A 22,926-nucleotide genomic window follows, 5' to 3' on the forward strand; every position below is an offset into this window, starting at 1 on the left:
ACAACGGCAAGAAGAGATTCGCAGAAATGGAAGTGGCTAAGTCATTGATCTACGTTTGTAGCAGTCTGCGGCGCTCAGTCCTCATCCCGCCCGTGGTAGTTCGCAGCGTCCTTCATGTGATGGATATCGTGGGGGTGGGATTCGCGCTTGCCAGAGGCTGTCACGCGCACGAAGCGAGCGCGCTCTTGAAGTTCCGGGATCGTGCGACACCCGTTATATCCCATCGAGGCACGCAGGCCGCCGGTAAACTGGTGCAGCACGGCTTCGGCCCGCCCGGCATACGGCACCAGGCCCTCGATTCCCTCCGGGACCAGTTTCGGCGCGGCTGCACCGCGCTGCCCGTAGCGATCCGCCGACCCGTGCCGTTGGCTCATGGCACCGAGTGAGCCCATTCCGCGATAGCTGATGTACTGGCGGCCGCTGATCAGTACACGCTCGCCGGGGCTCTCGTCGGTTCCAGCCAGGACGCTGCCCATCATGACGGCTGTCGCGCCCGCGGCCAGCGCCTTCGCCACGTCGCCGCTGTAGCGAATCCCGCCATCCGCAATGACGCCGACTGGCTGGCCGCGCAGCGCCCGAGCCGCCATGTAAACGGCGCTGAACTGCGGCACACCGACGCCCGCGATCACGCGCGTCGTGCAGATCGATCCCGGCCCGACGCCGACTTTCACCGCATCCGCGCCCGCGTCTGCGAGCGCAACGGCGCCTTCCGCGCTGGCCACGTTGCCCGCGACGACCTGCTGCTCGGGGCGGTGCTGCTTGATCCAGCGCACCATTTCCAGAACGCCCTTCGAGTGCCCGTGCGCCGTGTCCACCACCAGCACGTCAACGTCCGTTTCGAGTAAGGTTTCAACGCGCTCGAAATCCGACGGGCCGATCGCCGCGCCGGCGCGCAGGGAATACGAGTCATCCACGCACTGGTTCGGCGAGTCCGTGCTCAGAATGCGCCGCACGTCCTTGAAGCTGTAGAGTCCGTGGAACACGCCGGCATCGTCCACGACCGGCAGGATGCTGATGCGGTTGTCGACCATGATGTCGAAGGCCTGGCCGATGGTCGTGCCGACCGCCGCCGTCACGGGATCGCGCTCCATGACGTCATCAACTTTCGCGTCCATCGTTCGCGCGTAGCGGAAATGCTGCCCCGTGACGATGCCAAGCAGCCGTCGGTTGCCGTCGAGGACGGGGAAACTGCTGAAGCGGAAGCCCTTTTCGCGCTTCCAGTCTTCCACCTGCGCCAGCGTCTGGCCCGGTTCGATCGTTCGCGCCTTCGTCAGGAATCCATTGAGGTAGAACTTGATGCGCTTGATTTCCATCCGCTGATCGTGCGGGGGCAGATTCTTGTGCACGATGCCGATCCCACCGGCCAAGGCCATCGCGATGCCCATATCCGCCTCGGTCACCGTATCCATCGCGGCGGAGACGAATGGGACATTCAGTCGAATTGCGGGGGTCAGAAAGCTGCTGGGGTCGGCGTCTGCGGGCAGAAAATCAGCGTATTGCGTAACCATCGACACGTCATCGTACGACAATCCCGTGTGGCGATGGGCCTCCATGAAATCGTCGAGCGCAACATTGACGGGCATAGGCGGCGCGTCCTTTCGTAGGCTGGCTGCTCGACAGCAACCTCCGCCACAGCCGCGCGCCGGACGCAACCCGCGCGTGCGTCGTAGAAGGAAAAAGTCAGGATTTGCCGCGCCGTCGACCTCCGACGGCGCGGGCTTGAGCGGAAAGCGGGTCCTCGGGCCACGGGTGCTTCGGATAGCGCGCCCGGAGTTCCTTGCGGACTTCGGCGTAGGTTGATTTCCAGAAATTCGCCAGATCGGACGTGATCTGAACCGGTCGGAAGTTCGGCCCCAGCAGATGCACCACCACGGGCACGCGGCCGCCGGCCACGGTTGGCGTTTCGCGCTGGCCGAACATTTCCTGCAAGCGGACTGGCAGCACCGGCGACTGCCCCGGCTCGTAGCGCAGTCGAATGCGGCTGCCGCTCGGGACCTCGATGCGTTCCGGCGCGTGCCGATCGAGCGCTTCGCGCTGCTTCCACGTCAGCTTCGCTTCCAACAAATGCCGCAGGCCCAACTTGCGAATGGCATCCAGTGACGTCCGCCCGGCCGCGGATTCTGCGGCAATCTTGCCCAATCCCGCTTCATCGAACGACGGCATATCCAAGTCCGGCATGGCGCAATTGAGGAATCGGACGCGCGCCAGGAATTCCGCCGCGGAATCGTTCGCGGCGAAGAACTCCACACCATGTGATCTTAGCCATTCCGCCAGGGCGCGCGATGCGCCCTCCGGGTCGTCCGCCGCACCGACCGCATCGCGGCGGATGGCGAGTCCTGCAAATGCGATCTCGCGTTCGCTCACAACGCGGCCTCGTTCTTCATCGAACCGATGCACGAGCTTCCGCTGCAAGAGGTCCGGATGAACTTCCGCGAGCCATTCCTCTTCGATGGCACTCGCCAGCGACACGCGCGCTTCGCTTCCGACATCGCGCGGATCGAGACTCAGGAACAGACGGCCATGTCGCACAACCGACGAGGGTTCCAGAATCACACCCCGGGCGCCTACCATCACACCCCGCGATGGATCATTCTCTCGTCGCAAAGTCACGCGATCGGGGTATGCATGCAGTGGCAGCTTTGAAAAGTCCGTCCCTCTTTTTGATTTTGGCCTGATATCGGCAACAAGGCGCTGAAGATCATCGCGCACACGCCGCACCGAACGCGCCGCGGTGGGATCGAGACGCGCGTGGCCTTCCTCGAGCCAATCGAGGCGTTCGAGCAGATCCGATTCTCCGTGCCAGTCGGCCTGCCTGCGGCGTGATCGTGGTCCGCCCGATAGGATATCCCGTTCCGATAGTAGCGCAGCCATCGCTGCGGCTTCGCGAGGGATGCCGGCCTCTGCGCCGGCAATCAGCAGGCAACCCAATCGCGGATGAAGTGGGAGGTTCGCGAGTTGCCTTCCGAGTTTCGTGAACTGCCCGCGCGCATCGACCGCACCAAGCAGTCGCAGCAATTCTTCCGCACGCCGCAGCGCCGCCTCCGGCGGAGATTCGAACCAACCGAACTGCGTCGGATCGGAAATGCCATAGGCTCGCAATGCCAGCAACGTCGCCGCCAGATCGATGCGTTCGATTTCCGGCGGGGTCGCTTCATCCAACGCAGCGTCTTCTCCGCGCGTCCACAGACGCACGCATCGTCCCGCCGCCGTGCGCCCCGCACGGCCTGTGCGCTGATTCGCGGAGGCGCGACTGATCCGTTGCACTTCCAATCGATCGATTCCCAGGCGAGGATCGTTCACCAGCACGCGCGCCAGCCCGGAATCGATCACCGTACGCACGCCGTCGATTGTCAGCGAAGTCTCCGCGATGTTTGTCGCCAGGATGATCTTTCGCTCGCCCGACGGGCGAAGCGCACGATCCTGATCTTCGTTTGAAACGGAACTGTGCAGAATATGGACAGAGCCCGCCACGCCGCCGATGCGCTCTTGAGTACGAGTGATTTCTCCCATGCCCGGCAGAAAAACCAGAATGTGACCGGTTGTTGCTGCGTCCCCACTTTCTCGGACAGCCGTGGCGGCGCGATCCCAGATCGGATCGGTCGTGTGCCGAGGAGCAAACTCGATGTCGACGGGAAACAAGCGTCCGGCGCTCTCAAAAACAGGCGCATCCCCGAGGAATCTCGCCACGGGCCCTGGATCCATCGTCGCCGACATCACAACAATGCGCAGGTCCTCGCGCACCGATGTTTGGATTTCCCGCAGTAGCGCAAGGGCAAGATCCGTATGAATGCTGCGCTCGTGGAACTCGTCCAGGATCACCGTCCCGAGTTTCTCCAGGAACGGATCGCTTTGAATCCAACGCGTCAGAATGCCTTCTGTCACAACGCGGACGCGCGATCGCGGACCGATGCGATTGTCGAATCGCACCTGGTAGCCAATCTCTTCGCCGATGCGCCAGCCGTGCTCCGTCGCAATCCGAGCCGCCGCCGCACGGGCCGCCACGCGACGAGGTTGCAACATCGCCACGGCGCCGTTGCCGATGTTCGCTTCGGCAATCGCCAGCGGAATTCGGGTCGTCTTCCCGGCGCCGGGCGGAGCGACCACAACCGCGTTCGGCCGCCCGCGCAGCGACCGAACAATGTCCGGTACGATCTCATCAATCGGCAGGGGAGAGAGCTTCATGGGCGGAGGCTACTTGCTCGCCTCATGGGTGTCGAGGCCCACGAGCATCGCCTCCGCTAGTCATACCACTGCATGGCGTAATCCGAGAACTCGACAATCGCCGCTTCGCGTTCGAACGCAGTCTCCAGATGGCGTTCGAAATCAGGCCTGGCATTCTCCAACACCTTCAGAGCGTGATCCGCCGCCAGTTGGCGTCCGGCCCAGCCTCGGCGCGTGTTCAATGCGACCCTGGCTTTCAGTTTGAGATACTCTTTCGCCAGGACTGCCTGCATTCCATTCCGCACGGCACTGCTCTCGTGACCCATCAGCGGGATCAACTGTGGCACGCCGAGCGCATTGGGCGGATGGGCTGCGATCTGAACCAGAGGAGCGTCTTCTCCCGCCAGGATGCCCTTCACGTTCTGACGCGTCACGTACCAGTCGATCGGCGCGACAAAGAGCACGACCAGCGTAATGGCCAACGCCCAAAGCTGCCTTCGAATCAGCCACTGCAGGTTGTGCTGGCGCTTAACCATCCACACAACCAACGCGAAGCCTGCCACAACGACCGAGATGCCGAGAATCGCAACGACGCGCATCCGCGACATTCCATTGTAGTCCACGTATATCCATGTGCGGTGGAATGTTGCCATGGCGAGAAGAAGATTCTCGACCGACCAGATCCACGCTGCACGCCTCAGCACCGCAACCTTTGGATGCTGCGTGAGTGGCCCATGAAACACGAGGCCCAGCACACCGGTCGAGATTGCGAGAGCAACTGTCAGCCAGGCTGCGCCTTCGTGCGCGTAGCCGGCGTAGTGGAATCCTTCCGGGAACTTCCGGAACCAGAGCGTCCCGAACTCGAAGAGCAGGTAGGCCGCGAACAGTCCGATCACAGCATACAGCGTATTGCGGGAAGACAGGAAGGCGAACTCCGTCCCTGATTTCACCTTGTCTGGATCGATCCTCTCGCCCTTCGCGTCGATCCACTTCAGGATCATCCGATCGAGAATCGGCCGGATCAGACCACTTCCGAGCCAGAAGATCAGGATCCAGAACAGCACGCGTACCGGGCTGAGATCCTCGAACCGTATCACGCGCAGAAGGCTATTGAGGGACTCGCGGAGGAAATCCCGCAGGCTTGGATTCGCCATGATGAACACGAAGGCGAAGATGAGGACAACGACTGCCGGGATGATGAAATGGTCGACACGTTTGCCGGATTTCTTTCCGGTCTCTGGATCAGGACTTCCATGTGCGTAGAACGCCAGATTCCAGAGCGGTGAGAATAGCGCGACGACTGAAAAGTAGAAGAGTTCGACGAAGAAGCCGCGTCCCGTGGCGAGGCTCATTCCGGCCATGTAGACCAGTATCAGTCCCAGTGGTCTTGTCGGCGGCGATCCCAACACCATCAGGCGAACCCCAAGCGCAAAGAGGAGCGCGGTGGCCAGCAGGAACGTCCCCTTCCACTTGCGATGAACCGATCCAGGTAACAGCAGCAGCGGCGCCACGATGAACCACACGCCCCATCCGAAGTAACCCCCGTGGCCCCCGTACAGAAAGATGTCGCTGGCGACGATCAACAACCCGAGCCCAACCAGTTCGGTCCAACTGAACGGCGGGACATCTGGTCCCGGTCTTGGTGGCAGGAACGCGTTTGACGCTGGCGGTTTACTCGGCGGCTCTGCGACTCCCGGTCCGCTCATTGACTGAAATGTTGGTTGGTGTTCCTCCGGTCTCGGCTGCCAGGCGTAACGATTCTCATCCACGGAAAGCCCCCTCTCTCGTATCGATCTACCATCGAGAAACGAATGTGCATCATTGCATCGCTGCATTGCGGGCTTGCCACGTATCGGCGGCAAATCGGTGCCCGTCCACCGTTTCTCCGAATCCTGTGCCAGTGCGCAGAGATAAAAAAGTTAACCGCCCCGGCGAACCGGGGCGGGGGAAGTGTCTTGGTCTGTTGGTTGAGCGTTTACGACTCAGCCTATACCGTGTCTTGACGGCGTCGGCCAGGTCCGGTTGGGGTCAGGCTTCGACCTTGGAGACGTTCGAGGCCTGCATGCCCTTCGGGCCGCGGACGGCTTCAAACTGGACCCGCATGCCTTCTTCAAGCGTGCGGAAACCATCCATCACGATCGCCGTGTGGTGCACGAAAAGATCGTTGCCATTGTCGTCCGGCGAAATAAAGCCGTAACCCTTGGCGTCGTTGAACCACTTCACGGTTCCTGTCTGCATAGTACTACTCCCTGCTATTGGGTGGATTCAGTGCTGATCAAATTGAACCTGACCTGACGAAACCAACAAGTATCTTCCTCGACACCGGCCGGTTGACGTTCAAAACGCCTCAAACCCACTTCCCACGGGTCCGAGGCGAAACAGAAACATCAACTTCGTAAATAGTGTGCGTGGTTCTTCAAGCGACTTGCGTAGGCCTTCTTTGTTCTTGATCATGCGCGGGTAATCATCCGGACTTTCCCCCCCCGGTCAACGGAAATCGGCGGCCTTTTCGTCAATCAAATCGTCATTTGCCATGGACGCTTCAAAACGCACGAGTTGCGTTACAAACGAATCGCAAAAAGACTCGTTCGTATGTTCCGATCGAGCGAAAAAAGCGCACAGATTCTTAACCCGAAGCCGTGCGTGCCGCCCTCAGCGATGATCTTGTTGGTTGGATCTTCAGACGGACCCGTTCCCATCCAGGTTCTGAATGACTTCTCCCGGACGTCCCATTGTCACCCGGCGGATATCGCACCATTCCATCAGTGCCAGGCGCGTCATCAGGGCCTCGGGCACGCGGGCCCAACCCATGCGCTCCGCGGCTTCGCGGAAACTGCCGTGCTCTTCGGGCGCAAGGCTTACCTGCAGGCGGATCGACGTGACCACCGGCGGGGGCGTCTGCGCATCGGCACCCAACTTCTCGATCAGGTCGGGAATCGGCAGCCGGCATTCCTTGCGGATCTGGATCCATTCAAAGAGCGCCAGGCGCACCATTTCCGAATCGCTGCGGATGTTTCCCCACCCGTATGCAGTCGCCAGTTGTTTGAATTCTTCGAAGTCTCGTGCGGAAAGGCTCGGCTGAAGTCTAATCGGCTTGCTATCCATGTACTCTAATTGATGGCCTCCAACTCAGTTACGGGACGGAAGAGGAGAACCGAGTACCCCTAGCACCCTCTGGTATCCCATCATACCCAGCGGGCAAATTGGCAAACCGAGACAGTTGAGTCAAGCGAACATGATGTTTTGTGAGGGCAAAGGCGGGGATATTCCGCAATGTTACCGATTGGCTAAAAAGAGGGTCCGCCGACGACTCGCACCAATCGCCGGCGGACCTGCCTTAGGGGGGAGTGAGGCTCCTGCTTTTGTGGGAAATGCAAATTTCCGCACAACCCTAGTGACAACGTGTCATTTCAAGCCGTGTTCTGGCAATCAAAAAAGGGCTCGTATTGCCACCCAATTTGCCCCCAAACGCCGAATATGGCCTTTATGGCAGAAAAGCCCCGGAGTCACGGCTCCGGGGCTCATCCTTCTCTTCTTGTGACAGGGTCTTTAGTGCAGAGACTTCTTGGCCTCGGCAACGGCTTCGGCCTTCATCTCTTCCCGCTGCTTCGGATCGAACCAGGCTTTCTGGATGTCGGAGCTCAGCGTGTCGACCGGGTCGAAGTACATGAAGTACTTGCCGGGCTTCACCGAAGGCGCCGTGTAGACACTGATCCCGGTTTCGGGGTTGTAATGTTCGTAGCTGTGAATGGCGCGCTTGCCGCCGCCGCCCGGAGCATCGACCACGAACGTCGGCGTATTGAAGCCCGCCGTCGAGCCACGCACATATTTCTCGATATCGATGCCGGTCTGCAGGGTCGTCCGCAGGTCTTCGACGCCCTGGACGAGGTCGTGAATGTACACGTAGTACGGGTGGACGTTCAAGTAGCTCAGGCGCTTGCCCAGCATCATCATCGTGTCGGGCGTATCATTGACGCCGCGCTGCAGCACCGCCTGGTTGCGCACCGTGATGCCGTCCTCGAAGAAGCGGTCCATCGCTTCCTTCGAGATCTCGGTCACCTCGTTCGGGTGGCTGAAGTGGGTGTGCAGGCAGACTTCCTTGTGCATCTTGCGGCCCATCTCCACCACATCGCGCAACGCTTCGTACCACTCATTGTCTGTAAGGACCTTCATCGGCATGATCGCCGGGCCCTTGCTGGCGAACCGAATGCGCTGGACGTTCGGGATGTTCAGCAGGGATTCACCGATCAGCCTCAGGCGCTTCGGGCGCAGCATGTAAGCGTCGCCGCCGCTGATCACGACGTCTTCGACCTCGGGGCGGCTGCGGATGTAGTCGAAGACCTGGGCGTAGCGCTTCTCGTCCTGAGAGTACTTCACCTTCTCGACTTCGTCCGTATCGAACCCCACCGCATAGCTGCGCGTGCAGTAGCGGCAGTAAACGGGGCAGATATCCAGCGCCAGGAAGAGGACCTTGTCCGGGTACCGATGCGTCAGGCCAGGAACCGGGGAGTCTTCCTGCTCCATCAGCGTATCCAGGTGCAGCTCCGGATGATCGCGGAACAGGCGAGTCGACACCGGAATGAACTGCCGGCGCAGCGGATCGTCGTACGGGTTATCCCAATCCATCAGGCTGAGGGCGTACGGGGAAACGCGGACGGCCATCGGTGCCTTGGCGAAGCCCTTCTCCACGTCCTTGTGGAAGTCTTCGCTGATCACGTCGCGGAGCGTATCGAGGAGTTTCGAAACGCTCGTCACCGAGTTCTTGAGTTGCCAGGTGTGATCGTAGAACTGCTCCTTGCTGACATTCGCGTAGGCGGGGATTTTCTTCCAGAACTCTCCGCCGAGCAGCTCCCGATGGCGCAGGTCCGGAGTGGACTCTTCCTTCTGCGCAGTCCCCGGCGTCACGGGGTTCAGGGCGCTGTTATCCATCGTCATATTATGAAATCTCCTGAGAGTAATTTGCTCATATCTATCGAGTGGGAGTTTCTTCGGCCAATCCCGAGGCCAAAAAAATCCCCGCCATGCCGATTCGGCAAATAACGAGGCACTTAAGAGTGTCTTAAGGACCCCCGGTTTGTCAAGGTCAGCCCCGGATGATTCGATTGCCGAACCGCCTGTATTCGCTGGCCTCCGAGGGGGCACGCAAGTCCCCTGCCGCCCATTGGTAATGCTTGATTTCCGCCTTTCCAGACGGATTGACTCGATAACGGCCGCAATCGCGAAAAACCGTTGCCGCACAGTGCTTCCCAGGCCCAGGGTCGCCCTCGATCACGCCCTCGGGGGGAATTCCTTCATGCGCCGCCAGTCCTTCCATTCTCGCACACGAATCACTCTCAGCGTTGCCCTTATGGTCATGCTGGTCTCGATCGCGAGCGCTGCCCTTTCCACGCGGCCCATGGACGACTTCACGAGTTCCGTCACTGCGCCGTTCTTCGAGGCCCGACTGGGGGAGAATGCCTCGCTGGCCGTTTTGGTGTTCGATCCCGACACGGGTCGCCGATTCGTGGATTACAGTTCCACTCAGGTTCTCCGGCCGGCCTCGCTGCAGAAACTCCTCACGGCGGCTGCCGCGCTGGATGTTCTGGGGCCGTCCCACCGGTTCGTGACCAGCCTCGAAACCTACGGCGAGGTGGATGAGAAGGGCATTCTCCACGGCGATCTGATCATTCGCGGCGGGGGAGACCCAACGCTCGGGCCGCACTTCCAGCCCGATCCCTCGGACACCACCCGGGTCTTCCGCGAGTGGGCGGCCGACTTGAAGGCCGCCGGCATCCTGGCGATCCAGGGAAACATCATCGGCGACGATCGCCTCTTCGAGGGCGACCCCCACGCGATCGGCTGGGATCCCGTCGACTTCGGCGAGTGGTACGCGGCGGAGGTTTCGGCTCTCACGTTCAACGATGGTTGCATCGACGTTCGGTGGCGTGGCGCCGGTTCGCAGGGCAAGTCAGCTGCCTATAAGCTCAGCCCGCCCACCACTTACATGAACTTCGAATCCGGCGTGAAGATCGGCCGGGTTCCCGGCAGCCCCGCCGCGATCTCAAACTACCGGGCCGACGATCAGGGCAAAACGATTGCCCGTGGCCTGATCGATGCTGGAGCGGAGGTTGTCGAGTCCACCGCCGTTCGCAACCCGGCGCACTACACCGCTTACGTTTTCCAGGAAGTCCTCGCTCGGGAAGGCATCGAGGTCTCGGGCCAGGCCACGACGCCCTGGCCCGGCCAGGAGATCGATCCGCCTGGCACCGAGCCTTGGGTCATCGTTCGGCATTACTCGCCGACGCTGGCGGAGATCCTTCCCGCTGTTCTTGCAGGAAGCCAGAACATGTATGCCGAGACGATCCTCCGCGCCGTCGCCGTGGAGATGCGCCATCCGCCATCGTTCGACGGCGCTGCGGATGCCTTGACTAAGTGGGCGCAGCAGAACGGCTTCGCCCGAAGCGGATTTCTCGTCACCGACGGTTCCGGGCTCTCAACGTACGATCGGATCTCGGCTCAATCGATCGGCGAAGTTCTCGATTCGATGAGCGGCTGGGGCGAGAAGAGAGCGATCTTCCGTCAGTCGCTGGCACGAGCCGGCGAATCCGGCAGCCTGAGGGGCCGGCTTGCCGGACTGAAGGGGCGCTTCATCGGCAAGACCGGAACGCTGACCGGTACATCGAATCTGGCTGGCTATCTGGAAACGGAAGCTGGCAACGACTATATTGCTGTCTTCATGATCGACGGCGCCGCGGGCACCACCCACCTGCACCGCGAGGTGCTGGACGAGATGCTCGAACGACTGGAGGCGCGCCTGCCGTAACGATCAGGGCGCGAGGTTGTCGGGGTTGATGTTTCCTTCGGGGCTGCGTTGCGTGCGGATGATGTCGCCTTCGCTGACGGTGCCGTTCGTCGGATCATACAGACGCGAAGGATTCCAGATGCGATCCGGCCCCACACATTGCAGCCGCCAGTCGCCACTCCACTCAATAGCCTCGTCCCGATAACGATTCGCCAGAATCGGAAACGCGTCTCGCGCGGCCATCAGATCGCGGATGTTCTCGTACCCGTACCGCCGCCAGATTTCATCCGGGAAGTACGGCTCCTTGTCCCAGTTGCCTCCGAACGGGCAGCGCAGGTCCGCCGTCGACAGGTACGATATCGGCGTGCTCAGCGCATCCGGCACGTACCACCACTTTAAGTCCGCACCGACCAGCGGAGGAACGCCGCCGGTGAAGCCGCGCTCCAGCATCGTTGGAGGGGCATTGTTGTCCACGCGGTAGGACTCCAGGGCCGTGGCGACCGAACGCATATCGGCATGGGCCCGAGCGACCTTGGCGCGGGTCTGGGCCTCCAGCATATTCGGAACCGCGATCGCCGCCAGGATGGCGATGATCGCAACAACGATGAGCAATTCGATCAGGGTGAATCCGGTTCGCTTCACAAGCGCTCCCCCAAGTGTGACTGGCCCTCGTCATTCCGAAGGCGGCCGTGTTGTGGGCGACGGTGGACACGGGCACAACGGGAAAGCGCATGCGAATTCTGGCATAGAACAGCCCCAGAACCGGGCAATTCTGCGTGCCACCCATTTGACCTTGACAGGCAGCCTCCGCGTGTCGTGAACATCGGCCTGTAAAGATTGAAAGGCTGACAGCCTTTCCAGACCAGACGGGGTGTAGATGCCCGATGGAAGCTGAAAATCAGACTCAATCTCAAGCCGATCCGCTCGACAAGGTCGTGCGTATTGGCCAGTTGATGGACTTGTACGGTGGTCTGTTGACCGATCGGCAGCGCCTGTTCGTGCAACTTCACTATGAGGACGACATGTCCTTCGGCGAAGTCGCTCGTCAGCACGGCGTCTCGCGCCAGGCCATTCACGATGCGGTGAAGCACGCCGAGCAGAGCCTCGAAGACTACGAGTCGAAGCTCGGTCTGCTCGCAGGCGGCGTGACGCGCCCGACCGGCGCCGCGGCACAAGATGCCCGCGAGAGCCAGAGCGAAGGTGCCACAAGCGCGGGCGCAGCCCTGGCCGGCGACCAGGTCCCCGCCGTGAAGGAGGCCGCCGAGCGATTGCGCGCGATCTTCCTGAAGCTGCGCAGCAGTGGCGGCATCATCTACAATGCCGAAGGCATTACACGAGAGATCGGCAGCCTGGCCGACGAGTTGGAAAAGGTCGCGGCGAGCGGCGAGTAACTTAGAGACGGAATCCGTAACGCATGTTTGAATCGCTTGGCGAAAAGTTCGAAGGTGTCTTCAAGAAGATACGGGGTCAAAAGACCCTGACGGAAGACAATATTAAGGACGCCCTCCGGGAAGTGCGCATGGCGCTTCTGGAGGCGGACGTCAACTATCTGGTCGTCAAGGATTTCGTCGCCCGGATCCGCGAGCAGGCGGTCGGCGAGGAAGTCGTCAAGGGCGTCAATCCCGCCCAGCAGTTCTTCTCCATCGTTCACAAGGAACTTGTCCGGATGATCTCCGGCGCCGAGGAAGGCGAAGGCGCAGCGGATTTCGAGATCGAACCGGGCAAGGACAGCACGATCCTGATGCTCGGCCTGCAGGGCGCTGGCAAGACGACGTTCTGCGGCAAGCTGGCTCGTTTCCTGGCCGACAAAAAGTGCAAGCCCATGCTCGTGGCCTGCGATATCTATCGTCCGGCCGCTATCGAGCAGTTGAGGCAAGTTGGTCACTCGCTTGGCTATCCCGTTTTCGAGATGGGCACCGATCACACGCCCACGGAGATTGTCGCCGAGGCTCGCAAGAAGGCTCGCGAATCCGGCCGCGATGTCCTGATTGTCGATACAGCCGGTCGTCTGCACATCGACGAAGTGAAGATGGATGAGCTGTGTGATCTGCGCGACCGCCACGCGCCCGACTACACATTCCTTGTTGCCGACGCGATGACAGGCCAGGACGCGGTGAATTCCGCGAAGGCCTTCAGCGAGGAAGTCGGCATCGACGGCGTTTGCCTGACCAAGCTGGACGGCGATGCCCGCGGCGGTGCGGCGCTCTCGATCAAGGCCGTGACTGGCAAACCGATCGTCTTCGCCGGTATTGGCGAGAAGTCCACCGATCTTGAGCGTTTCCACCCGGATCGCGTGGCGCAGCGCATCCTCGGCATGGGCGACGTCGCATCGCTGGTCGAGAAGGCCCAGGAGGCCATGGACGAGAAGGACGCCATGGCGCTGCGCGACAAGCTGGGAACCGGGCAGTTTAACTACAACGATTTCGTCAAGCAGATGAAGACGATCAAGCGCATGGGATCGCTGAAGGGCCTGCTGGGGATGATCCCCGGTCTGGGTGGCATGATGCGCGGGATCGATGGCGATCTTCTGAGCGGCGAGCTCCGGCGCGTCGAGGCCATGATCCTCTCGATGACGGTTCAGGAACGGGAAAACCCGGACCTGGTGCGCTCCGAAGGCCACCGCCGTGACCGCATCGCGAAGGGCTCCGGCCATACGCTGAAGCAGGTCAACGAGCTCGTGAAGCAGTTCGAGCAGATGCGCGGCATGATGCAGCAGATGGCCGGCGGCGGTCTGTTCGGCGGCTTGAAGGGGATGATGGGCGGAGGTGACGGCGAAGATGCCCCCGAGATGCCCGATCCGTCGGAGATTCTGGCCGGCGGAGGCGGAATGCCTCCCGACATGGGGGACATGCCCCCGATGCCGCAGCCGGGAACTCCCGAATTCCGGAAGTACCAGAAGCAGATCAAGCAGATGAAGGCCTTCGAAAAGCAGGCCGCACGCCCCTCGCTGAAGGCCGCGCGCGAGAAGGCCAAGAAGCGGAAAAAGAAGAAATCCCGCCGCTGATTAATGCGGCTTTAGATTTGAAAACACACAGCTTAGGCAAGATGCCGAGAAGCAATTCCAAAGGAGACAGTACAGAAGATGGTTAAGATCCGTTTGACCCGCGTTGGACGCAAGAAAGCCCCCTACTACCGCCTGGTCGTCGCCGATTCGCGGCGCGCCCGTGACGGCAAGTTCATCGAGATCATCGGCCGCTATCAGCCGCTGAACAAGAACACCGAAGAGCAGATCGTCTGCGAAGAAGAGCGGGCTTTGTACTGGCTGAACAACGGCGCCCAGCCCACGGAAACGGTTCGTGCGCTGCTTCGGAAGCTGGGAATCTTGAAGAAGTTCCACGAGGGCAAGGTTGAGGCTCGCAAAGCGCGGGCTGCCGCCCAGGGATAAGACCACGCTGAAGCTCCGGCCGCGGGACCCGCAAGACGCGGTTTTTTCTTGCAGCGGTGGCCCCGGCCGGGGCGTCATCGGCGTACGCATTATAGCGTCAGGAACTCTTCCCGCCCTCGATCCTTTCGCACCTGCCCCAGGAGGCTGACCGATACCATGTACCAAGAACCAGATCTCAAGGACCTGATCGAGTTCATTGCCAAGGCGCTCGTGGACGACCCCGAGAACGTCAGCGTCTCGGCTGTGGAGAGCGAGACCAGCGTCATTATCGAATTGAAGGTCCATCCCGAAGACGTTGGCAAGGTCATCGGAAAGGGCGGCCAGACGGCAAAGGCTCTTCGCAAGATCCTCAGTGCCGCCGCGACCAAACATCGCAAGAAATCACTTCTGCAGATTGTGGAATGACCCCGGACAATCAATCTGATCCGTGGGTGGCCGTGGCTGTCGTCCTGCGGCCCCACGGGTTGGACGGAACCATGCGCCTCAAGCCCCTGACAGGCCAGGATGACGACCTTCTACAGGTCGGGATTCGTCAGTTCCGCGTTCGAAACAAGGGACGCGTGATGGACGAGCCGCTCACTCTCCGTGACGGCACCCTGCGTCAGGGGCTTTTGTACGTCCACTTCGAAGGCATTCATGATCGAACTGCTGCTGAGAAGTTCACCAACTGCGATCTTGTGATTCCCGAAGACGAGCGTTGGGACTTGCCCGCGGGCGAGTACTACGCCGACGACCTCGTTGGTCTCGAAGTTCGCGATGAGGCGGGCAAACCTATCGGCAAGGTCCTCCGCGCCGACAACGGATCTGCCCACGATTATCTTATCCTGAGCCTTGAAGGTGTGAAGGCAAAGGAGACCATGCTTCCGCTGCTTCCCGACTTCGTTCCCCTGATGAATATCGCCGATGGGTTCGTTGAAGTCCGGATTCCGGAAGGACTGTTGGATTGAGCCGATGATCGTTGCCTTTCTGAAAGCCCTGCGGCCCAAGCAATGGGTGAAGAACCTGCTCCTGTTTGCGGGCATCGTGTTCGCCCGGCGCTGGGACGATCCCCAGATGATTATGAATGCCGTCATCGGCTTTGTGGTCTTCTGTGCGCTCAGTGGCGTCGTTTACATTGTCAACGACATCATCGACGTCGAGCAGGATCGCAAGCATCCCAAGAAGTGCAAGCGCGCCATTGCTTCCGGGGCGATTTCGCCCGTCGCGGCGGGCATCGGCGGAGCAATCCTGGCCACCATCGCGATCGGTTACAGTTTCCTGTATCTGCCATTGCCGTTCGCGATTCTGGCAGTGACCTACTTCATCCTGGTCTCGCTTTACTCGCTGAAGTTGAAGCACGCGGTCGTGCTGGATATTCTGCTGATTGCGCTCGGATTTGTTTTGCGGGCGCTGGCCGGCATCGAAGTCATCCGCATCGAAGGCGCCGTGATCGAGGTGACGTCGTACTTCCTGCTCACGACGCTTTTCCTGGCTCTTTTCCTGGCCATTGCGAAGCGCAGGAATGAACTCGTGATGCTGGGCACCGGCGCTGGCAGCCACCGCAAGGTTCTCGAAGACTACTCGACGGAATTCCTGGACGTTATGCTGACGGTTGCAACCGCCGGCACGCTGTTCAGCTATGCCCTCTGGACCACGCAGGGCCAGTTCGCCACGGGCGGATCGGAATCCGGGAACGGCAACACGTACCTGCTTGTCTTGACGCTGCCGTTTGTGCTGTACGGGATGTTTCGGTATCTTTGGCTGGTGTTCAAGCGCGACGAGGGGGGCGCGCCCGAACTGCTGTTATTGGAGGATTACCCCCTTCTGACGACCGTCGTGCTTTGGATGATTACGGTCGTTGCAGTCCTGGCGCGCCTGCGCTAGGCTGCTGAACTCAACGGGGGAAGCGGGATCGTTTCACCCTCTGAATCTTCGACCCGTAACTGGTAGAGGCAATCATGAGTGAGAAAATTCGCGTTGGCGTAATCGGCGTTGGCCACCTGGGCCAGCACCACGCCCGCATCTACGCAGAAAGCCCGAATGCCGAGTTGCTCTACGTCTGCGATACGCATGGCCATCAGGGCCGCACCATCGCACGCAAGTTTGGCGCAAAGGCGACGAAGAAATACAGCGACATGATTGGCAAGGTGGATGCTGTCAGCATCGCGACGCCCACCGTTAGCCACTTCGATATTGCGCACGAGTTGCTCGAGAGCGGCGTTCATTGTCTCGTTGAAAAGCCGATCTGCACGACCGTTGTGGAAGCCGCGAAGCTCTCCATCCTGGCCGGGCAGAAAAACCTGATTCTTCAGGTCGGCCACATCGAGCACTTCAACGTCGCGGTCCAGCGATTCAAGGAAGTCCTGACTCAGCCGCTGTTCATCGAATGCCACCGCCTCGGGCCGTTCAACCCGCGCGTGAAGGACATTGGCGTCGTGCTCGATCTGATGATCCACGACATCGACATCATCCTTCGCATTGTGAACTCCCCGGTCGAGCACATTGAAGCGACCGGCGTCGCGATTCTGACCAACAAGGAAGACATCGCGAACGCTCGTATTCGTTTCCAGAATGGTTGCATCGCGAACATCACGTGCTCGCGCGTCACGCCGAAGCCAATGCGCAAGCTGCGCGTCTTCCAGGACAACGCCTACATCTCGCTCGATTACGCGAAGCAGACGATGGAGATCCACCGGCGCTTCGAGCGCAAGGGCTCGCTGAAACCGAACGAACCGCGCTACTACATCGAAACCGAGAAGAAACGCGTGAAGCGCAAGGAGCCGCTCAAGCTCGAGCTCGAGCATTTCCTGGATTGTATCCGCCAGGGTCGCACGCCGCAAACCACCGGCGAGCAGGCAATGGAAGCGCTCGATATCGTCATCAAGATCACCGAGATGATCCGCCAGACGACAGTGCCTTTCATCGACGTTCCGGCGGTGCCGCCGCCGACCGAGGAGAGTGGCGCTTAGGCATGACTTCAAGCCGGCGCGCGACCGATTATGGCCACCGACGACCCCAAGCAGCGTGAGATCCGCCTCTTTGTAATCGCGGGCGAGAATTCCGGCGACATTCACGCCGCGAATCTCTTCCGTGGTCTGAAGCGGATCTACCCGCGCTTCCGCGCGTGGGGACTCGGTGGGCCGCAGATGGAAAGCGTCGGCGTCAAGCTGCGCGCCAACATCGTTGAGGACCTTGCCATCATCGGCATCGTCGGCGTGATTACGAACTTTCCGGAAATCCGGCGCCTCTTCAACGACACGGTGAGGTTCCTCGAGAGGAAGCGGCCCGACGCCATTCTTCTTGTCGACTATCCCGGCTTCAATATTCGTATTGCCCGCGAAGCGAAACGCCTTGGCATCCCGGTCATCTGGTACATCAGCCCGCAAATCTGGGCCTGGCATCGCAGCCGTCTGTATACATTGGCGAAACTCGTCGACAAGATGATCGTCATCTTCCCGTTCGAGGTCGGCCTTTACAAGGAAGAGAATGTCGACGTCGTGCACGTCGGGCATCCGTTGTTCGATCTTGTGAAGATCGACATGACGCGCGAGGAAGTTTGCGCCGAGTTCGGCCTCGATCCGAATCGCCCCATCATCAGCATTGTTCCCGGCAGCCGTCGAAAAGAAGTCGATCACTTCCTGCAGTTGTTGCTCGAGGGCGCCCAGCGTTATCACGAGATGGTGCCGGATACGCAGTTCGTGATCATTCGCGCCACGACCATCGCGCGCGAACAACTTGAGAAAGTCATCAATCGCGTCGAGCTCGACTTCGAGCCCGTGATCGTTGATCGTCTGCGCTACAACATGCGCAACTGGTCTGACTTCTCTTGGGTGAAGTCAGGCACGTCGACGTTGGAAGCCGCGATCCTTGCGGCACCGATGCTGATTGTCTATCGCGTGAACTTCCTGACCTGGGTGATCGGCAAGCAAGTCTTCTCTATCGGTCACATCGGATTGCCGAACATTGTAGCCGGTGATCGCATTGTGCCGGAACTCCTGCAGGATGAATTCACCCCGCGCAACCTGGCAGAGAAGACACACTTCTACATGACCAACAAGCAGGCCTACGACGAAATGGTCGCGGACCTGGCGGAAGTGCGTGACAAGCTCGGCGGCCCGGGTGCATCGGAGAAGGCGGCGCGCGCCGTTCTCGAGGTCTGCGGCGTCGACCCAATCGAAGCTCCCCAAGCGGAAAAACCCTCCCCTGAAAATCAAACTACAGACGAGATCGAGTAATCAAAGTTTCCCATGAGTAAGCGTCTCCCCATTGTTGCGATTGTGGGCCGGCCGAACGTCGGCAAGTCTACCCTGTTTAACCGAATCATTGGCAAGCGCCGGGCCCTGGTGCATGACCAACCGGGCCTGACCCGCGACCGGCATTATGGTCATGCGGTCTACCGCGAGCGTCCCTTCACCGTAATCGACACCGGCGGCTACGAAGATGCGACCAACTCGCCGATGCTGACGCTGATGCGCGAGCAGACCTTGATCGCAGTTCAGGAAGCCGACCGTATCGTTTTTGTAACCGAGAACGAGATCGTCAACGATCCGATCGATCAGGAAATCATCGAACGCCTGCGCGCTTCGGGAAAGCCCTTCTACCTGGTTGTCAACAAGTCGGACGATCCGAATCGCCGCCTCCAGGCGATCTCGGACTTCTCGCTCTACGGTCTGGACCAGGTCTACCCGATCTCCGCGCTGCACGGCGAAGGCGTCTTCGATCTCCTCGATGATTTGACGGAGGAATTCAGCGAGCGCGACGATGAGGAAGTCGACCCGCGCAAGGGGCCGATCAAGATCGCTCTCGTCGGCAAGGTCAACGTCGGCAAGTCAACCCTCGCCAACCGTCTGCTCGGAATGAATCGCATGATCGCGTCGGATATTCCCGGCACGACGCGCGACTCGATCGATTCGGTCGTTCGTGTCGATGGCGAAGAATTCATCCTCATTGACACGGCGGGCATTCGGCGGCGCGCCAAGACCGAGAAGGGAGCCGAGACGCTGTCCGTGCACTCCTCCTTTGCGGCGATCGATCGAGCCGACGTGGCGTTGCTGATTCTCGATGCGACCCAGGAGATCTCCAACCAGGATGCCCGGATCGCCGGCTACATTCTCGAGGCCGGGTGTGCATGCGCGATCGTCCTGAACAAGTGGGACGCCGTGAAGAATCGCGACGACTACGGCAAGTACATCCAGAGCGTGCGCGAGGAGTTCAAGTTCTTGCGCTGGGCCCCAATCTTGACAATCTCGGCCTCCACTGGCCAGCGCACTCATCGCATCTGGGAACTGATTCGCAAGTGCGCCGAGAATTACCGCCGAGAGATGTCCACCTCTGATTTGAATCGCATCCTCGAACAGGCGAAGGCCCACGTTTCGCCGCCCATCACCGGGCGCAAGGCGCTGAAGATCAATTACGTCACGCAGACCGGCTACTGCCCGCCGGCCCTCAGTTTCTTCGTGAACGACCCGGACCTTCTACATTTCAGTTACGAGCGCTACCTGCAGAACCAGTTCCGTCGCCAGTTGGACCTGGAGGGGACGCCGCTGCGCTTCCGATTCCGCCGCAAGGGGAAGGACCGACTTCGCGAAGATTCTCGCGGTCCCGCGAAGGCTCCCCCCATGCAGCGCGTATATGATTTAGACGAATCGGAATTCGAAGCCGGCGTCTACGAACAGGAAGACGAATAGACTGGAGGGTGCACTTATGAAGCGACGGTTTGCAATTCTGGCAGTTCTCGTACTGACGGCATCAATGCTGTCTTCTTGCGCCGTGTTCTACTACGACCACGTGATCCTGAAGGACAACAAGCACGAGCACTACGAGTTCGGCTTGCTGGGTTTCCCCGAGGATAAGGTCGACGATCACGGCCCGGGCGGGCTGGTCCCGATCTACCGCACGACAAACCCCGTTGAGGAAAACGATATTCCCGAGCACGCCTTTTGCCATGACAAGGACGCCCACGAAGAGGAGTAGTGGGCGCTGGCAAGATTGCCCCATACTGAATCTGGGTTGGTGAGGGTCTTGCTGCAAATTGGGTCGGGACAGTTAGAATGGCTTTGAACGTTTCCGCGATCAACAGTGTGAATCTGCATAAACTCCTGCGTCGAACGCTGGAGCCGATCGCCTATGCTTCGGATGCATCATTCGTGAAGCCGAGCAACGTGACGCTGTCGCTTACCGATCGCTGCAACCTGCGCTGTCCGACCTGCTGTTTCTGGAAGACGCCTGACAGTGTCAAAGAAACCGAGCTGACGCTTGACGAAATGGTGAAGCTGCTCCGTCAGCTCCGTGAATGGCTGGGGCCATTCGAGTTAGGCCTGACAGGTGGCGAGCCGTTCCTGCGCCCGGAGATCTTCGATCTGCTCAACGAGGCCGACAAGCTGGGCATTCGCACGATCACCGTCAACAACGGGAGCTTGCTTCCCCCGCGGCGGATTGAGCAGTTGAAGAAGACGCCGATTTACCAGATCAGTTTCTCTCTGAATCATCTCGATCCGGAGAAACACGACGAGACACGCGGCTTTCCCGGCAGCGCAGAGCGCATCTTCAAAGCCATCGATGAGCTCAATTACGCCGACAGGCACTTCCGCTTGACGCTGGCGACGATCCTGATGGGCTTCAACATCGATCACCTCCCCGAGATGGTGAAGTGGGTCGAGGAGAAGGGACTGGATGGCATTACGTTCCAGATCCTGTACTTCGAGAGCGGCAACGACGATTATGAGCCCGGATGGTACAAGAGCAGTCCCTTCTGGGATGACGATGCGGACAAGATTAATCGCGGCATGGATAAATTGATCGAGATGCGCCGGGGGGGTGCCCCGATCACCAACAGCGTCGAGCAGATGGAGTACATGCGCCGCTATCTGCTCAATCCCGAGGGCGAACAGGACATTCCCTGTAAGGTCGGCGTTGCGAACATCGACATCGAGCCCAACGGCGATGTGCGCCTCTGCGACGTCATGGAAACCGTGGGGAACGTGCGCGAGATGCACCCGCGGGACATCTGGAAATCCATGGCTGCTCGCCAGCGCCGCATCGAAATCCACGGCTGCAAAGCCGCCTGCCGAATCAAGACCTGCAACTTCCGCAAGCCCCTGACCGCAATCGCGCGGGATCAGCTCCTTCGAACGAAGTGACCAGGTTTCGACCGCAAATATCCTAAAAATATAGACAAAACTGGCGCCCTCCTTGCTTCAGGTATGATCCACGATCACCCGGAGCGACCCGATGCCGCGTTACACCTGCAAAACCCTGATGCCCGTCTCCGCCGAGGAGCTCTACGCCTGGCACACCCGGCCTGGAGCCTTCGAGCGGCTGACTCCACCGTGGGAAGACGTCGAAATCATTTCGCCGCCGGACGGCTTGGAGGACGGCAGCGAGGTAGTCCTTCAGGTTAACAATGGTCCCATCGGGGTGAAATGGGTGGCGCGCCATCACGGTGTACAACCCGGGCGGGAATTCCGTGATCGCCAGGTTGCCGGGCCGTTCGCCTCGTGGGAGCACCGTCACCGGATGATCCCGCGGGATGACCGCTCAAGCTACCTGGAAGATCAGGTCGAATATCAGGTGCCGTTGGGCTTGATTGGCCGGAAGTTTGCAGGTTCGATGGTGCGTCATCGGATCGATCGCATGTTCCGTTATCGTCACGAGGTCACACGTAATGACTTGCACGCCCATCTCAAGGGGGACGCCGAGCCGATGCGGATTCTGATCAGCGGTTCGACAGGGCTTGTGGGCGGCCGTCTCGTGTCGTTCCTGACATCGGGTGGGCACGACGTTGTCCGGCTTGTGCGTTCGCGGCGACCGGGGGACGAGAGTTCTCTGTTGTGGGATCCAACGACCGGCCTGTGTGACGATTCGTCCCGACTGGAGGGCTTTGACGCCGTCATTCATCTGGCGGGGGAGAGCATCGCCTCGGGTCGATGGACGGCCGCGCAGAAGCGCCGGATTGAGGACAGCCGAGTTCAGGGGACTCGAGTCCTGGCCGAAGCGCTTGCCCGGTGCGAGACGAAGCCGAAGGTCCTGCTGTGTGCCTCCGCGATCGGCTACTACGGCGACCGGGGGGCGGAGAAGTTGAGCGAATCTGCCGCACCTGGGCGCGGATTTCTGGCACAGGTGGCAGAGAAATGGGAGGCCGCGAGCCAGCCGGCAGCGGACGCCGGGATTCGCGTCGTGAATTTGCGGTTCGGCATGATCCTCAGCCCCAAGGGTGGCGCGCTGAAGAAGATGTTGCCGGCATTCAAGTTCGGCTTCGGCGGTCGGCTCGGTTCCGGGGAACAATGTGTCAGTTGGATCGCCCTCGACGACGTTGTCGGCGCCATTCATCATGTCCTGGGGAACGACCACATTTCCGGCCCGATTAATCTGGTTTCGCCAAATTCGGTCAGTAACAATGACTTCGCCGCGACGTTGGCGAGCGTCCTGGGGCGCCCGAAAGGACCGCCTGCGCCTCGGTTTGCGCTGCGCCTGGCACTTGGCGATATGGCGGATGAACTTCTGTTGGCAGGGGCCAACGTCCATCCCGTGAAGCTGCAGGAAACCGACTACGAATTTCTCTATCCCCGCCTGGAAGATGCCCTTCGGCATCTGCTCGGGCGATAGCATCTCTCCGCGAGGA

General features: G+C 60.4%; 20 protein-coding genes. 13 read left to right on the forward strand and 7 right to left on the reverse strand.

Annotated elements, in window-relative coordinates; genetic code table 11:
• Window positions 1-74 precede the first annotated feature (74 nt).
• From guaB to KQI84_12420, 6 genes are all read right to left on the reverse strand, one after another.
• On the reverse strand, window positions 75-1,553 hold the full coding sequence (gene guaB / locus KQI84_12395; protein ID MCB2155677.1) for an IMP dehydrogenase: 1,479 nt from the start codon (window positions 1,551-1,553) through the stop codon (window positions 75-77).
• A gap of 127 nt (window positions 1,554-1,680) precedes the next feature.
• Entirely contained in the window at window positions 1,681-4,182 is a 2,502-nt protein-coding gene (gene hrpB / locus KQI84_12400; protein ID MCB2155678.1) for an ATP-dependent helicase HrpB, read from the reverse strand.
• Between the two features lie 56 nt (window positions 4,183-4,238).
• Complete coding sequence (locus tag KQI84_12405; GenBank protein ID MCB2155679.1) at window positions 4,239-5,930, reverse strand: DUF4173 domain-containing protein; 1,692 nt, start codon at window positions 5,928-5,930, stop codon at window positions 4,239-4,241.
• Between the two features lie 259 nt (window positions 5,931-6,189).
• Complete coding sequence (locus KQI84_12410; GenBank protein ID MCB2155680.1) at window positions 6,190-6,399, reverse strand: cold-shock protein; 210 nt, start codon at window positions 6,397-6,399, stop codon at window positions 6,190-6,192.
• A gap of 441 nt (window positions 6,400-6,840) precedes the next feature.
• On the reverse strand, window positions 6,841-7,266 hold the full coding sequence (locus KQI84_12415) for a hypothetical protein (GenBank protein ID MCB2155681.1): 426 nt from the start codon (window positions 7,264-7,266) through the stop codon (window positions 6,841-6,843).
• 444 nt (window positions 7,267-7,710) lie between these two features.
• Window positions 7,711-9,096, reverse strand: coding sequence for a KamA family radical SAM protein (locus KQI84_12420; protein MCB2155682.1), 1,386 nt, complete (start codon window positions 9,094-9,096; stop codon window positions 7,711-7,713).
• 358 nt (window positions 9,097-9,454) lie between these two features.
• On the opposite strand from KQI84_12420, the gene dacB reads away from it, so the two are divergent.
• Complete coding sequence (gene dacB / locus KQI84_12425) at window positions 9,455-10,963, forward strand: D-alanyl-D-alanine carboxypeptidase/D-alanyl-D-alanine-endopeptidase (GenBank protein MCB2155683.1); 1,509 nt, start codon at window positions 9,455-9,457, stop codon at window positions 10,961-10,963.
• Between the two features lie 3 nt (window positions 10,964-10,966).
• Here the strand turns inward: dacB and KQI84_12430 are convergent, their stop codons facing one another.
• Window positions 10,967-11,584 (reverse strand): type II secretion system protein GspG, encoded by a 618-nt coding sequence (locus tag KQI84_12430; GenBank protein ID MCB2155684.1) that lies wholly within the window; start codon window positions 11,582-11,584, stop codon window positions 10,967-10,969.
• 242 nt (window positions 11,585-11,826) lie between these two features.
• Here KQI84_12430 and KQI84_12435 point away from each other — a divergent pair, with 242 nt between their 5' ends.
• The 12 genes from KQI84_12435 (at window position 11,827) to KQI84_12490 (ending at window position 22,910) form a co-directional block, all read left to right on the forward strand.
• Window positions 11,827-12,333 carry a YlxM family DNA-binding protein gene (locus KQI84_12435; GenBank protein MCB2155685.1) on the forward strand — a complete coding sequence of 169 codons (507 nt, stop codon included), beginning with the start codon at window positions 11,827-11,829 and terminating at the stop codon, window positions 12,331-12,333.
• 23 nt (window positions 12,334-12,356) lie between these two features.
• Entirely contained in the window at window positions 12,357-13,946 is a 1,590-nt protein-coding gene (gene ffh, locus KQI84_12440) for a signal recognition particle protein (protein ID MCB2155686.1), read from the forward strand.
• A gap of 78 nt (window positions 13,947-14,024) precedes the next feature.
• Window positions 14,025-14,327, forward strand: coding sequence for a 30S ribosomal protein S16 (rpsP, locus tag KQI84_12445; GenBank protein MCB2155687.1), 303 nt, complete (start codon window positions 14,025-14,027; stop codon window positions 14,325-14,327).
• A 156-nt stretch (window positions 14,328-14,483) separates the two neighbouring features.
• Window positions 14,484-14,732, forward strand: coding sequence for a KH domain-containing protein (locus KQI84_12450; GenBank protein MCB2155688.1), 249 nt, complete (start codon window positions 14,484-14,486; stop codon window positions 14,730-14,732).
• A complete protein-coding gene (gene rimM / locus KQI84_12455; protein ID MCB2155689.1) occupies window positions 14,729-15,274 on the forward strand; it encodes a ribosome maturation factor RimM in 546 nt (181 codons plus the stop codon). The genes KQI84_12450 and rimM overlap by 4 nt, the downstream gene beginning before the upstream one ends.
• Window positions 15,231-16,190, forward strand: coding sequence for a decaprenyl-phosphate phosphoribosyltransferase (locus KQI84_12460; protein MCB2155690.1), 960 nt, complete (start codon window positions 15,231-15,233; stop codon window positions 16,188-16,190). Before rimM ends, KQI84_12460 begins: the two co-directional genes overlap by 44 nt.
• A 74-nt stretch (window positions 16,191-16,264) precedes the next feature.
• Window positions 16,265-17,275 carry a Gfo/Idh/MocA family oxidoreductase gene (locus KQI84_12465; GenBank protein MCB2155691.1) on the forward strand — a complete coding sequence of 337 codons (1,011 nt, stop codon included), beginning with the start codon at window positions 16,265-16,267 and terminating at the stop codon, window positions 17,273-17,275.
• 30 nt (window positions 17,276-17,305) lie between these two features.
• A complete protein-coding gene (gene lpxB, locus KQI84_12470; protein MCB2155692.1) occupies window positions 17,306-18,541 on the forward strand; it encodes a lipid-A-disaccharide synthase in 1,236 nt (411 codons plus the stop codon).
• 12 nt (window positions 18,542-18,553) lie between these two features.
• Window positions 18,554-19,993 carry a ribosome biogenesis GTPase Der gene (der, locus tag KQI84_12475; protein ID MCB2155693.1) on the forward strand — a complete coding sequence of 480 codons (1,440 nt, stop codon included), beginning with the start codon at window positions 18,554-18,556 and terminating at the stop codon, window positions 19,991-19,993.
• A 16-nt stretch (window positions 19,994-20,009) separates the two neighbouring features.
• Window positions 20,010-20,279 carry a hypothetical protein gene (locus KQI84_12480; GenBank protein MCB2155694.1) on the forward strand — a complete coding sequence of 90 codons (270 nt, stop codon included), beginning with the start codon at window positions 20,010-20,012 and terminating at the stop codon, window positions 20,277-20,279.
• Between the two features lie 77 nt (window positions 20,280-20,356).
• Window positions 20,357-21,445: a radical SAM protein gene (locus KQI84_12485; GenBank protein ID MCB2155695.1), complete on the forward strand. Its 1,089-nt coding sequence runs from the start codon at window positions 20,357-20,359 to the stop codon at window positions 21,443-21,445.
• Between the two features lie 91 nt (window positions 21,446-21,536).
• Window positions 21,537-22,910, forward strand: coding sequence for a TIGR01777 family oxidoreductase (locus KQI84_12490; GenBank protein ID MCB2155696.1), 1,374 nt, complete (start codon window positions 21,537-21,539; stop codon window positions 22,908-22,910).
• Window positions 22,911-22,926: the final 16 nt, after the last annotated feature.

Source organism: bacterium (assembly GCA_020444065.1).
In the GTDB taxonomy this organism is placed as follows: Bacteria; Sumerlaeota; Sumerlaeia; order SLMS01; family JAHLLQ01; genus JAHLLQ01.

Bases quoted from the DNA above. Each gene is read 5' to 3' on its own strand.
- guaB (MCB2155677.1), bottom strand. From the start codon at position 1,553: ATGGAGGCCCATCGCCACACGGGATTGTCGTACGATGACGTGTCGATG.
- hrpB (MCB2155678.1), bottom strand. From the start codon at position 4,182: ATGAAGCTCTCTCCCCTGCCGATTGATGAGATCGTACCGGACATTGTT.
- KQI84_12410 (MCB2155680.1), bottom strand. From the start codon at position 6,399: ATGCAGACAGGAACCGTGAAGTGGTTCAACGACGCCAAGGGTTACGGC.
- KQI84_12415 (MCB2155681.1), bottom strand. From the start codon at position 7,266: ATGGATAGCAAGCCGATTAGACTTCAGCCGAGCCTTTCCGCACGAGAC.
- KQI84_12420 (MCB2155682.1), bottom strand. From the start codon at position 9,096: ATGACGATGGATAACAGCGCCCTGAACCCCGTGACGCCGGGGACTGCG.
- dacB (MCB2155683.1), top strand. From the start codon at position 9,455: ATGCGCCGCCAGTCCTTCCATTCTCGCACACGAATCACTCTCAGCGTT.
- KQI84_12435 (MCB2155685.1), top strand. From the start codon at position 11,827: ATGGAAGCTGAAAATCAGACTCAATCTCAAGCCGATCCGCTCGACAAG.
- ffh (MCB2155686.1), top strand. From the start codon at position 12,357: ATGTTTGAATCGCTTGGCGAAAAGTTCGAAGGTGTCTTCAAGAAGATA.
- rpsP (MCB2155687.1), top strand. From the start codon at position 14,025: ATGGTTAAGATCCGTTTGACCCGCGTTGGACGCAAGAAAGCCCCCTAC.
- KQI84_12450 (MCB2155688.1), top strand. From the start codon at position 14,484: ATGTACCAAGAACCAGATCTCAAGGACCTGATCGAGTTCATTGCCAAG.
- rimM (MCB2155689.1), top strand. From the start codon at position 14,729: ATGACCCCGGACAATCAATCTGATCCGTGGGTGGCCGTGGCTGTCGTC.
- KQI84_12460 (MCB2155690.1), top strand. From the start codon at position 15,231: ATGGGTTCGTTGAAGTCCGGATTCCGGAAGGACTGTTGGATTGAGCCG.
- KQI84_12465 (MCB2155691.1), top strand. From the start codon at position 16,265: ATGAGTGAGAAAATTCGCGTTGGCGTAATCGGCGTTGGCCACCTGGGC.
- lpxB (MCB2155692.1), top strand. From the start codon at position 17,306: ATGGCCACCGACGACCCCAAGCAGCGTGAGATCCGCCTCTTTGTAATC.
- der (MCB2155693.1), top strand. From the start codon at position 18,554: ATGAGTAAGCGTCTCCCCATTGTTGCGATTGTGGGCCGGCCGAACGTC.
- KQI84_12480 (MCB2155694.1), top strand. From the start codon at position 20,010: ATGAAGCGACGGTTTGCAATTCTGGCAGTTCTCGTACTGACGGCATCA.
- KQI84_12485 (MCB2155695.1), top strand. From the start codon at position 20,357: ATGGCTTTGAACGTTTCCGCGATCAACAGTGTGAATCTGCATAAACTC.
- KQI84_12490 (MCB2155696.1), top strand. From the start codon at position 21,537: ATGCCGCGTTACACCTGCAAAACCCTGATGCCCGTCTCCGCCGAGGAG.